The sequence below is a fragment of the Chryseobacterium sp. S0630 genome (assembly GCF_024158915.1).
In the GTDB taxonomy this organism is placed as follows: Bacteria; Bacteroidota; Bacteroidia; order Flavobacteriales; family Weeksellaceae; genus Chryseobacterium.
In genome coordinates, this window is record NZ_JAMZGF010000092.1 from 1 (window position 1) to 13623 (window position 13623).

The 13623-nt window shown below is 40.6% G+C and carries 8 protein-coding genes; all 8 read left to right on the forward strand.

From position 1 onward, the window contains the following. Positions 1–835 precede the first annotated feature (835 nt). The 8 genes from NK356_RS23225 (at position 836) to NK356_RS23260 (ending at position 13349) form a co-directional block, all read left to right on the forward strand. On the forward strand, positions 836–2302 hold the full coding sequence (locus NK356_RS23225) for a hypothetical protein (RefSeq protein ID WP_253318167.1): 1467 nt from the start codon (positions 836–838) through the stop codon (positions 2300–2302). Between the two features lie 112 nt (positions 2303–2414). Beyond that, positions 2415–2666 (forward strand): hypothetical protein, encoded by a 252-nt coding sequence (locus NK356_RS23230; RefSeq protein ID WP_253318168.1) that lies wholly within the window; start codon positions 2415–2417, stop codon positions 2664–2666. Between the two features lie 523 nt (positions 2667–3189). Next, a complete protein-coding gene (locus NK356_RS23235; RefSeq protein WP_253318169.1) occupies positions 3190–4620 on the forward strand; it encodes a hypothetical protein in 1431 nt (476 codons plus the stop codon). Positions 4621–5726: 1106 nt separating this feature from the next. Further along, entirely contained in the window at positions 5727–7034 is a 1308-nt protein-coding gene (locus NK356_RS23240; protein WP_253318170.1) for a hypothetical protein, read from the forward strand. A gap of 371 nt (positions 7035–7405) precedes the next feature. Continuing rightward, positions 7406–8809 (forward strand): hypothetical protein, encoded by a 1404-nt coding sequence (locus tag NK356_RS23245; RefSeq protein ID WP_253318171.1) that lies wholly within the window; start codon positions 7406–7408, stop codon positions 8807–8809. A 451-nt stretch (positions 8810–9260) separates the two neighbouring features. Further along, on the forward strand, positions 9261–9575 hold the full coding sequence (locus NK356_RS23250; RefSeq protein WP_253318172.1) for a hypothetical protein: 315 nt from the start codon (positions 9261–9263) through the stop codon (positions 9573–9575). A 43-nt stretch (positions 9576–9618) separates the two neighbouring features. Further along, positions 9619–11025, forward strand: a complete 1407-nt coding sequence (locus NK356_RS23255) for a hypothetical protein (RefSeq protein ID WP_253318173.1) — start codon at positions 9619–9621, stop codon at positions 11023–11025. A gap of 911 nt (positions 11026–11936) precedes the next feature. Beyond that, positions 11937–13349 carry a hypothetical protein gene (locus NK356_RS23260; protein WP_253318174.1) on the forward strand — a complete coding sequence of 471 codons (1413 nt, stop codon included), beginning with the start codon at positions 11937–11939 and terminating at the stop codon, positions 13347–13349. The last annotated feature ends 274 nt before the right edge of the window (positions 13350–13623 follow it).

The window sequence follows — 13623 nt, forward strand, 5'->3', positions numbered from 1 at the left end:
TTAAACATAAAACCAGTTTAAGCCTTTCTGTTTGAGATATTTTGGATAATCCTTCGACAGGCTCAGGGTGACAGCCCTAATACCAACTGAAATTTTAAGCGTTGTCAGGCTGAGCCTTTCGAAGCCATTATTAAAGGATTAGGTCAATAGAAATCCGGAAATTTACTTGAAGGCACTTAAAAACTAACTATAAATTGAAAGGCTTAAACATAAAACCAGTTTAAGCCTTTCTGTTTGAGATATTTTGGATAATCCTTCGACAGGCTCAGGGTGACAGCCCGAATACCAACTGAAATTTTAAGCGTTGTCAGGCTGAGCCTGTCGAAGCCTTTATTAAAGGATGCTCTTAGAGTTTCATCTCTCTTCAAATAAATAACCTCAGTTCAGGCAAAGAAAGCTGAGACTGAAGATGACAGGCTGGAAGAGGCTGAGGTCACTTTTAGTAATAAAAACTACTGTATAGCAGGGAAGAAAATCCTCCATAGCATCTATGTTTTTCTTTTTGATTATGAGTGACAAAGCTTCCTTTGGGAGGATCTTTAAGTGATCGGTATCATGATTTTTATAAGATCGGGGAGACTTTAAAAACTGAATTCAATTGATGGAACATTGTTAATTGATTGGATTCTAAGGTTTTATATTGAAGTGTGGTGATGGTCAGTGATGATCAATTCCAACCAGAATCTTGAAGCGTGTTGACGGTTTGTCATAAAAATATGACAAAATCGCATGTATAATGCGACAGTAATGGACTTTATTTATTATAGCAGAATCAATAATTTTATTCTCATAATTCTATAACTTACTTTTAATAGTAATACAAATGCACATACACATGAGAAAATTTATACCTACATTTATTATTCCCTTTTTGGGAATCAGTGTCCAAGCTCAGGTGGGAATCCACAATACGTCCCCGAAAGCAACTTTGGATATTACCGCAAAAACTACCAACGGGACAGCTCCGGAGGGATTAATTGCTCCCCGCCTTACCGGTGATCAGATCAAAGCGGCAGATGCGCAATATACTGCTGACCAGACAGGAACGATTCTATATGCTACCGCTGCCGTGACTGTCAGTTCTCCTAAAACAGCAAATATGACAATGCCCGGATATTATTTTTTTGACGGAACTGTATGGATTAAAATACTTTTAGAACAAAATATATACAACACAGACGGCACTCTTACCGGAGACAGAACGGTAAGCCAGGCGGCTAATAATCTGGCGTTTACCAGTACTGCCACTACAGGAACCAGCCACTTTACAGTGGATGGTACTACCCTGAATGTGGATGCGGTCAATAACAGGGTAGGGATTGGCGCTGCTGCCCCCGCCAATGATTTGCAGGTGGTAGGAAATGAAGTAAGAGTCGGAGGCCCTTCAACACAGGTCGGTACTGTAGCGGACCCTGTGGTAAGAATCCATTCTAATGCCAGTGCTGATGCTAATGGAGGAACATTAATGTTTAATGAAGATAATACAAATAATGGGTACTATTTAAAACAGAATACCGCAGCCGGAACGGTGAACGGAGCAGGGGGGCTAGCCATAGGAGCAGCACAAGCTGCAGGATATGCGTATAATCCCGCAAGGCCAGGAGTATTTATCTCATCACTTCAAAATATTGGTTTTGGAACGGCTACTCCTCAGGCGGCGTTTCATATTGATGGTGCCAGGGATAATGCAGTTAACACTGCTCCTACCGTGGCTCAGCAGGCTAATGATCTCGTAGTGAATACTTCCGGGAATATGGGGATTGGGACAGCCAGTCCTACAGCAAAGCTGCAAATCAATTCATCTTCAGCCGGAGCCTTTAAGTTAACGGACGGTACACAGGTGGCTGACAGAGTATTAACGTCGGATGCCAATGGGGTCGGCACATGGCAGGCCACCTCGTATCCTGCTTATTTTACGGTGCAAAGAGCAAGTGTGGCAACTGATACAACGATCCCAGCCAATACAAATAGTTCGCTTCCTGGGATCAATAATGTTACCATCACAAAAACCGGAAAATATGAGATTCTTTTCCATTCATTTTTGTTCTATCCTGGTGCTGCGGGACCAAAGTCATTTTATGCTTTAGTCAGATTAAATGGGGTGGATGCTATTACTCCGGAAGAAACCTATTCGTATGTTGGGAATACTTCTTATCTTAATCAGCATTATTCTACGGTGATCAATGCAACAGCCGGTGATGTGCTGAGTTTTCTCATATCGCCTGTTGTAGGTGGTAACGCGGTCCTGCAGGCTTCTACTGCGAATAGGAATAAACTTGAAATTATATACCTGGGACTGTAAAAGATCAATATCGTAAAACAGGGTGGCTCAGTCCAGCTAAAAAGATCATATTATTCATGTTGTTAAATAATTAAGAATGAGTCTGGCAATGAAGTGAGAGAAAAAGCTGCCGTTGGCAGCTTTTTTTGTTTTCCATCTTTGGAACTCCAAAACGGGTCTGCTTCAGGTATGGAGAGCTTCTGTCATTTTTCTGACGATAGCTGATTACGGGAGGAGAATTCCTTTGAAGCTGGGAGCTGGGAGCTGGAAGCTGGAAGATGGAAGATGGAAGATGGAAGATGGAAGATGGAAGAATGTACAACAGTATGAAGATCATCAACAATGGCTGTTTCTCTTTTTTAAGAGTCAATTTCAATTTGTTTAAACTTTTGTTTATTAAAACATTAAGATGTATTAAGGTGTAGAGAATATTAAGATGAGCTTCGCTTTACGCTTACAATCAGAATGATTCATCTTAACTATACTTTATTTCTTAAATCTTTCTTAATGGTTTTAATAGATATCCAATGTTTTTTGACAAGTTTAAACAACTCCGATAACAGTATGTGATCCTGAAGATCAGTGATGGACATTAATAGTCAGGATTTTGAATAGATATGTTTTGAATAGGTATGGATACAAAAATTTACCTGATATCCAGCCGATTTCATAGCACCCAATAGCCGGCAGCCTGTTTTTTGTAACGCTTTTTTATGACACTGTATTTTTCATAAAATAAGAGGGCAGAAAATAATCATCATTCTTCAATCTGAAGGGCTGAACAGACTTACTTTAAAAACACAATTTAAAAAACACAAATTTTTAGTTATTTACGGATTTGTTGATCAATAGTCTGTATTAATTATTGATAATTATTTATCGTAAATAATTGAATATTCACAATGATTATGATTCATAAATTATTTTTTTTAATTATTATTTTATTTTTATTTTCAGATGCTCCTAAAACAAGGCAGACCATTTCAATGACGGTTGATAAAGAGCTTTGGAAGCTGAGATTTGTAACCCCGCTGCATAAAAAAATAGACTGTTCAAAAAAACTCTATGCGGTCTGTGTGCAGCATAATTATCAGATCGGTAAAGGGATGTGTCTCATAAGGCTGTCTGAATGTTTGAGCCGCATGAACCAATATGATGAAGCTTTAAAGCTATTGTATAAAAGTGAAGATATTGCAATACGAATGGACAATGATTCGCTATTGTTGTATTCAGAATTCGGAAAGGCCGTTCAATATGGAAGATTAAGACAAACTGGTTCTGCCGTTGCCTTAATTGAAAAATGCTTTTCCAGGGCCAATTGTATCCGTTCTGCAGATGCACGGCATTTATTCAGGTCCCAGTTATATGCCTATAAAGCCTTTTTTTTAGCAGGAGTATATTCATCTTCCCGCTATAGAACACTGTTGCGTTTGCATCTCAATTCCATGAAAGAATATGAAAAAATAAGATATGAAACCGAATCAAATTATACCTATAATAATGTTGGGTATTATTATAGCCTTATGAAGAAAAATGATTCTGCCGAATACTTTTTGAATAAAATCCTGAAAAATAAGCATTGTCGGAATAATCACGATATCATATCCACGGCTCAGCTTAATATGGCTGAATTATATATGGCAGATAACAGGATAGATCAGGCTAAAAAGTATCTGGACAGTGCAAGAATAATGTCTGGTCCGGATAAGGATTATTTTCATTTATTTGTATTATACGGCCTTTATGGAAAAGTATATGGTAAACTCAGGGATGAGCCCAACAGACTGAAATATGCAGAGCTTGAAACAGAGTATGAGAATAAATACAGGGATGATGAAAGAAAAGAATATTCAAAAGCGATCACCTTTCTGATGATGAAAGAGCTTGAAATCCAGCAAATTGCCAAAAGCAGATTGCATGGCATGATTATTATTGCAGTATTGGTAACAGCAGCCTTGTCCCTGTTAGTCTGCTACTTCTTCTGTAGAAAAAGGAAAGCTGGTGAAGAGCTGAAAATAACGGAATTATTGAATCAGTCCCAAATCAATACTTTAAAGAAAAAAGTAGCGTATTCTTATCTGGAAGTGATTGAAATGGCCAAAAGAAATGACGCTCTGTTTGTAACGGTTTATAAAGAACTTTATCCTGATTTTTATAAAAAACTCCTTGCTGTACAGCCCAGTCTGACACTAGTTGAATTAAAGGTATGCTTCTGTATTTTCCTTAAATTTTCCACAAAAGAAATAGCAGATTACACCTATGTTTCTATAAAGACTATTCAAAACAGAAAGAATAAGTTGAGAAAAAGATTTTTTATTGATGAGAAAGCGAATATATAGGTCTGGATTGAAAACCTGGCAAAGATTGCTGAATTAAGAAGCTATGATCTGAAAGCTTAAAAAATAGAGATGAATAATTTTCCGAAGTTTTTCAGATACAATCTGACCGTATGATGATCTTTTTTAATCACATTTATACATTCCGGCAATGTTGCACTATCAGAAATTTAAATCAGGAATTCTTATTCTGAACTCAGTTTAATTAATACCCGGAATTAATAACAAAGGTTTTCTTATTGATAATCCTTTGACAGGCTCAGGGTGACAGCCCGGATACCAACTGAAATTTTAAGCGTTGTCGGGCTGAGCCTGTCGAAGCCATTATTAAAGGATCAGGTCAATAAAAATCCGGAAATTTACTTGAAGGCACTGAAAAACTAACTGTTTTTATCTAAATTTTGTTTTTTTTTAGCAGAACTTTTTCAGTGACCTCAGATATCCTGAACGCTTTTAAATAAAATTCTTGTTTATCCCCTTAATTAATCCCCGGAATTAATAACAAAGGTTTTCTTATTGATAACCCTTCGACGGGCTCAGGGTGACAGCCCAAATACCAACTGAAATTTTAAGCGTTGTCAGGCTGAGCCTGTCGAAGCCTTTATTAAAGGATGCTCTTAGAGTTTCATCTCTCTTCAAATAAATAACTTCAGTTCAGGCAAAGAAAGCTGAGACTGAAGATGGCAGGCTGGAAGAGGTTGAGGTCACTTTTGGGTATAGAAACTACACTGTATATCAGAGAAGGAAATCCTCCAAAGCTAATCGCTGTATTTTCCTTTTTGATTATGAAGGACAAAGCTTCCTTTGGGAGGATCTTTAAGTGATCAGTATCATGATTTTTATAAGATCGGGGAGACTTTAAAACCTGAATTCAATTGATAAAACAACGCTAATTAATTGGATTCTCCGGTTTCATATTGAAGTGATGGCGATGATCAGTGATGATCAATTCCAACCAGAATCGTGAAGCGTGTCGACAATATGTCATAAAAATATTACAAAAATCACATGCATAATGCGACATTAATAATCTTTTTTTACTACAACAGAATCAATAATTTTATTTTTATAATTCTGTGAGGAATTTTATAAAACATAAATTTTAAACAATGAAAAAAGAAACTTTATTTTTACTGGGGGTGTCTATGATGCTCACTCTTACCGTAAAGGCTCAGGTGGGAGTCAACAATACGTCTCCGAAAGCTACTTTGGATATTACAGCCAAAACAACGGACGGAACAGCTCCTGAGGGATTGATTGCGCCCCGTCTTACCGGAGACCAGATCAAAGCGGCAGATGCACAATATACCGCTGCCCAGGCCGGAACGATAATATATGCTACCGCTGCTGTAACCGTGAGTTCTCCTAAAACGGTGAATATGACTGCAGCCGGTTATTATGTTTTTAACGGAACCGTATGGACTAGCTTCAATACTTCCTCAGAAAATATTTATAACTCAGATGGTACCCTTACCGGAAACAGAACGGTAAGCCAGGGCGCTAATAATTTAGCCTTTACCAGTACAGCCACTACGGGTACCAGCCACTTTACCATAGACGGAACTACCCTGAATGTGGATGCCGTTAATAGCAGGGTGGGGATAGGTACTGCCACACCCCTTACCAAGCTGGATGTGGCGGGCTCCATTTTAAGCCGGGGTGCAGGAACCGTCAACAATCAGGGTACGCAGATTGTATGGAATGATGCTAATCTCGGTAGTGCAGGGCAGGGCTATTCCGGTATTCTGAACCATAGGGGGATAGGTGCTGGTGGTTTTGTATTTTCGGGAACAGCTGATAATACGACGTTCACAGAATACATGCGTATTATGGGCAATGGCAATGTGGGAATCGGAACAACCAGTCCTTCTACAAAGCTGGATATTAGTTCATCTACAGCCGGAGCATTGAAATTAACGGATGGAACACAGGGGGCCAGCAGAGTATTAACATCTGATGCAAATGGTATCGGCACATGGAAGATTAATGAAGGGTCTCCTTCCTATTATACTGCCCTGAGATGTGATATTCCGGCGGGTACGACTCAAACTCTGACTGCCAATGCCTATAATTCACTTCCGGGTATCGGTGCTATTACATTACAGGAAACCGGGAAATATCTGGTTTTTTTCCATTCATTTTTTCGGTACGATTCTGGGGGATCAACAAAGTCAATCTATTGCAGAGTTAGGTTGAATGGAGCTACGGTCTCTGAAGAAGAGACCTATTCGTATGTAGAGTTCCTTCGGTATTTTAATCAGCATTACTCTACAGTTATAGATGTCACAACACCCAATTCGGTACTGAATTTTGACGTATACCCTCTGGTTGGAGCTGATACAAACGGTCCAAAAATAATAGATGCTAATGGTATTGATTTGAGGAATAAATTTGAAGTAATGTATATAGGTAAATAAAATTTTAAATATTTTAAAACCGGGAGACATTCTTTCCCGGTTAAAATGTTATATTATTCGTCCTGCCCCGCCGGAGTGAGTGCCTCGCTCGCTCGTGCTGGTTTTAAAAATATGAAGGGGTAATTCTGACAAGGGGCCTGGTCAAGAGCGAGATGCTCGCGCTAGGAGTTCTGCAACAACAAATTTAAACAATACAGCATAAAAACACCTGCTGAGGATTCATTGCCACAGCAGACTATTAGTAAAAGCAGCAGCACACAGCAGTATACTGCTTCCTGCTAAAACGTTGAATAATATCAATATCAATGATCAAAACCGCCCAATGAGTGTACATCGTTTGGCGGCTTGGTAGAAACTTTATAAACACTAAAATGAAAAATAAAAACATTACGCTGCTCATGCTGACAGCTCTTCTATTCAGCATCCCTGCCTGTGCTCAGATGGGTATCAACAATACGTCTCCGAAAGCCACTTTAGACATTACGGCCAAAACAACGGACGGAACAGCGCCTGAGGGATTGATTGCGCCCCGTCTTACCGGAGACCAGATCAAAGCGGCAGATGCACAGTATACCGCTGCCCAGGCCGGAACGATAATATATGCTACGGCTGCCGTGACTTCCAGTTCTCCTAAAACAGTGAATCTGACAACCCCCGGTTATTATGTTTTTAACGGAACCGTATGGACTAGCTTCAATGCTTCGCAGCAAAATATATACAATACAGATGGTACCCTTACCGGAAACAGAACGGTAAGCCAGGCTACTAATAATTTAGCATTTACCAGTACCGCCACTACCGGAACCAGCCATTTTACCGTAGACGGAGCTACACTGAATGTGGATGCCGTTAATAGCAGGGTGGGGATAGGCACCGCAACACCGGCTGCAAAGCTGGATGTGGCCGGTACCATTTTAAACAATGGTAATGTAACAGTCAACAAGCAGGGTACACAGCTGGTATGGAACGATGCTAATCTCGGTGGCGCAGGGCAGGGCTATTCCGGTATTCTGAACCATAGGGGTACAGGAGCTGGCGGGTTTGTATTTTCTGGAACAGCCAATAATACAGCGTTCACAGAATACATGCGCATTACAGGAGATGGAAAAGTGGGGATTGGTACGGCTTCTCCCAATGCTTATGCCAAGCTGGATGTCAATGATACCAATCAGGGGATAATGCTTCCCAGAGTAGCATTGTCTTCCACCGCTATGGATCTGAATGCAGACGGAGATAATAACATCAGCAATCAGCCAGCCAGCCTTCTGGTGTACAATACCGCTACAGCCGGTGCGGCGCCCAATAATGTAGTTCCCGGATATTATTACTGGGATGGCAGCAATTGGAAAAGTTTTGTTAAGAATTACCAGGTTCAGGGAACAGGAGTAATAGCCACATGGACAGGCAGCAATACGGGAAATGCCAATACCGGTATTCTTTCATCACCAGCAGACGGTGTCCAGTTTATTTCTTCATTGAGAGGCGGTGGTGGTACGACTTACAGAGATTACATGAATGTTAACAGCGGAAGCCATACCGTTTCTACCGCATGCACTGAAGAAGCAACCGGTGGATGGGGTTGGAGAGGGAAGACCGCTCTTTCTGCTGGAACTACATGGACTGATATCACTCAACCTTCTACGGAAAATACGATGTTAAGCGGAAAAAGGGTGACGATCGTACAGGATTTTACCACAGGAAAGACATACAGGCTCACGTTACTCATTGACCATCCATTTGACATGGCCACCTATGTTTTAGAAAAAGTACAATAAATAACCTGAGTTCGGGGTAAGTGAACTAAGATTGAAGGCTGGAAGCTGGTGGAAAGAGGGTGGAGGTTATTATTTTTAGTTATAAAATGACAGTCGCTTCACAAGTAAATACTAAACTTATTTGAAATAGTAAGATTGTATTAAGCTGTTGAGAGTATTAAGATAAGCTTCGCTTTAAGCTTAAAATCAGAATGATTTATCTTAATTATACTTTATTTCTTAATCCTTCTTCATGGTTTTAATAGATATCCGATATTTTTTGATAAGTTTAAACGATTTCACTCTTAAAAAAGGGAAACAGCCATTGTTGATGATCTTCATACCTTCCTTCTTCCATCTCCCAGCTTCAAAACCATCTCAATCAGGAATTCTTATCCAGATCTCTCAGGTTAAATAGAATCCCGGATGTAGAAAAAGCTTATTTTTTTGAAACCGCCCTGGAGAAACTGTTATGAGAGCAGCCCCAGTCGGAAACCGGAAATTTATAACGATAAGTAAAAATACTATAAAAGGAAGCAGATCATGCAGCTTATTATTAATAGGAGTACCCATGCACATGAGAAAGCTTATCCCTGCATGCAGTATTTCCTTTTTTGGAATCAGTGTCCATCTCAGGCGGGTAACAACAATACAGCATAAAACAGCTGACAGATCAGCTGCTGAGGATTGCCGCAGTATATGGGCGATTGGTAAAAGCTGCGGGCTGTTATCTACGCTGCTTCCTGCTAAAATTTTGAATAATAACAATATCAATACCGCCCAATGAATATATCATCTGGCATCTTGATAGAAACTTTATAAACACTAAAATGAAAAATAAAAACAGTACGCTGTTAATACTGACAGTTCTTCTATTCAGCATCCCTGCCTATGCTCAGGTGGGCATCAACAATACATCTCCGAAAGCTACTTTAGACATTGCGGCCAAAACAACGGACGGAACAGCCCCTGAGGGATTGATTGCGCCCCGTCTTACCGGAGATCAGATCAAAGCGGCAGACGCGCAGTATACCGCTGCCCAGGCCGGAACGATGATCTATGTTACAGCTGCTGTTACGGCGAGTTCTCCTAAAACAGTAAATCTGACAACACCCGGTTATTATGTTTTTAACGGAACCGTATGGACTAGCTTCAATGGTTCGCAGCAAAATATATATAATACAGATGGTACCCTTACCGGAAACAGAACGGTAAGCCAGGCTACTAATAATTTAGCATTTACCAGTACCGCCACTACGGGTACCAGCCACTTTACTATAGACGGAACTACCCTGAATGTGGATGCCGTTAATAGCAGGGTGGGGATAGGAACCGCCACACCCATTGCAAAGCTGGATGTGGCCGGCTCCATTTTAAACAATGGGGGTGGAACCGTCAGCAAGCAGGGTACACAGCTGGCATGGAATGATGCTAATCTGGGTGGCGCAGGGCTTGGCTATTCCGGTATTCTGAACCATAGGGGTTTAGGGGCTGGCGGTTTTGTATTTTCGGGAACAGCCAATAATACGGCATTCACAGAATACATGCGTATTACAGGGGATGGCAAAGTGGGGATCGGGACGGCTTCTCCCAATGCTTATGCCAAGCTGGATGTCAATGATACGAATCAGGGGATGCTGATTCCCAGAGTAGCATTGTCTTCCGCTGTTATGGATCTGAATGCAGACGGGGATAATAACATCAGCAATCAGCCGACCAGTCTTCTGGTGTATAATACCGCTACAGCCGGTGCGGCACCCAATGGTGTAGTGCCCGGATATTATTACTGGGATGGCAGCAAGTGGAAAGGTTTTATTGACAATTACGTGGTTCCGGGAACAGGAGTAGTAGGCGCATGGAAAGGCAGTAATTCGGGAAATGTCTATACCGGTATTCTTTCAACACCAGATGGAAGTGTCACTTTTCGTTCTTCATTGAGAGGCAGTGGCGGTGGTGGCCACTCTTACATCGATTACATGTATATTAACCAGGGAGGCCATGTAATTTCTACTACTATCACTGAAGAAGGACAGAATGGATGGTATTTTAAAGGGTGGGCTGCTACTCCAGGAAATAGTACATGGACTCAAATCAGTGAACCTTCGGGGGATACTATGTTAAGCGGAAAAAGGGCTGCAATCGTACAGGATTTTACCACAGGAAGTGTCTACAGGCTCACGTTAATCATTGACCATCCCTATGACATAGCCACCTATATTTTAGAAAAAATAAGATAAATAACCAGAGTTCGGGTTAAGTAAACGAAGATTGCAGGCGGGAAGCAGGAAGAAATAGGATGGAGATTATTATTTTTAGTTATAAAATTAATTACAGCCGCTTCACAAGTAAATACTAAACTTATTTGAAACAGTAAGATTGTATTAAGGTGTTGAGAGTATTAAGATAAGCTTCGCTTTAAGCTTAAAAATCAGAATGATTCATCTTAATTATACTTTATTTCTTAATCCTTCTTCATGGTTTTAATAGATATCCGATATTTTTTGATAAGTTTAAACGATTTCACTCGTAAAAAAGAGAAAAGAGCCATTGTTAATGATCTTCATACCTTCCTTCTTCCATCTCCCGGCTTCAAAACCATCTGAATCAGAAATTCTTATCCGGAACTCTCAGGTTAAATAGAATCCCGGAAGTAGAAAAAATTGATCTGACGGGTTGAGGCGGTCTCAAAAGTGTCATTCAGAAATGAAATAAAGAATCTTTGATCAGAAATGACAGATTCTACGCAGCCAATACGGGGCTTTTGAGACCGTCTTTTTTTTGAAAACAGTCCCTGGAGAAGCTGTTGTGAGGGGACAGCCCAAGCCAAAAATCCGGAACTGTGCTGACGATAAGTAAAAATACTATAAAAGGGAGTAGATCATGCAGCTTATTGTTAATAGGAGTACCCATGCATATGAGAAAGCTTATCCCTGCATGTAGTATTTCCTTTTTGGGAATCTGTGTCCATCTCAGGCGGGTAACAACAATACCGTATAAAACAGCTGACAGATCAGCTGCTGAAGATTGCCACAGGATATAGACGATTGGTAAAGGCTGCTGCCTGCTAAAATTTTGAATAACAACAATATCAATACCACCCAATGAATATATCATCTGGCATCTTGATAGAAACTTTATAAACACTAAAATGAAAAATAAAAACAGTACGCTGTTAATACTGACAGTTCTTCTATTCAGCATCCCTGCCTATGCTCAGGTGGGCATCAACAATACATCTCCGAAAGCTACTTTAGACATTGCGGCCAAAACAACGGACGGAACAGCCCCTGAGGGATTGATTGCGCCCCGTCTTACCGGAGATCAGATCAAAGCGGCAGACGCGCAGTATACCGCTGCCCAGGCCGGAACAATAATATATGTTACAGCTGCTGTTACAGCGGGTTCTCCTAAAACAGTGAATCTGACAACACCCGGTTATTATGTCTTTGACGGAACCGTATGGACTAGCTTTAATGGTTCGCAGCAAAATATATACAATACAGATGGTACCCTTAACGGAAACAGAACGGTAAGCCAGGTCGCTAATAATTTGGCCTTTACCAGTACAGCCACTACCGGTACCAGCCACTTTACTATAGACGGAACTACCCTGAATGTGGATGCCGTTAATAACAGGGTGGGGATAGGCACCTCCACACCGGCTGCAAAGCTGGATGTGGCCGGCACCATTTTAAACAATGGGGGTGGAACCGTCAACAAACAGGGTACGCAGTTGGCATGGAATGATGCTAATCTGGGTGGCGCAGGGCTGGGCTATTCTGGTATTCTGAACCATAGGGGTTCAGGGGCTGGCGGGTTTGTATTTTCGGGAACAGCTGATAATGCAGCGTTCACAGAATACATGCGCATTACAGGAGATGGAAAAGTGGGAATTGGGACGGCTTCTCCCAATGCTTATGCCAAGGTGGATATGAATGATACCAATCAGGGGATCATGATTCCCAGATTAGCATTGTCTTCCGCTGTTATGGATCTGAATGCAGACGGAGATAATAACATCAGCAATCAGCCGGCCGGTCTTATGGTGTATAATACCGCTACGGCAGGTGCGGTTCCCAATGATGTAGTTCCCGGATATTATTACTGGGATGGCAGCAAGTGGAAAGGTTTTATTGACAATTACAGGGTTCAGGGAACAGGAGTAATAGCCACATGGACAGGCAGCAATACGGGAAATGACAATACCGGTGTTCTTTCATCACCAGCAGACGGTGTCAGCTTTATTTCTTCATTGAGGGGCAGCGTTGGTGGCAGCAATGTTCCCACTTACAGAGATTATATGAGTGTTAGCAGCGGAAGCCATATCGTTTCTACTGCATGCATTGAAACATCAGAGCTTGGATGGGCTTATAAAGGGAAGACGGCTCTTTCTGCAGGAACTACATGGACTGATATCACTCAACCTTCGTGGAATACTATTAGTAGAGGAAAAAGGGAGACAATCGTACAGGATTATGCCACAGGAAGTACATACAGGTTAACGTTACTCATTGACACTACATATAACCTGGCCACATATATTTTAGAAAAAGTGAAATAAATAACCTAAAGTTCGGGTTAAGTGAACTAAGATTGAATGCGGAAAGCTGGAAGAAAGAGGGTGGAGGTTATTATTTTTAGTTATAAAATTAATTACAGCCGCTTCACAAGTAAATACAAAACTTTTTTAAATTTTTTTGAACCGTTAAGATATAATAAGAGTTTAAGAGTATTAAGATTAGCTTCGCTTTAAGCTTGAAAATCAGAATGATTCATCTTAACTATACTTTATTTCTTCAATCTTTCTTAATGGTTTATAAATCCGATATTTAAAT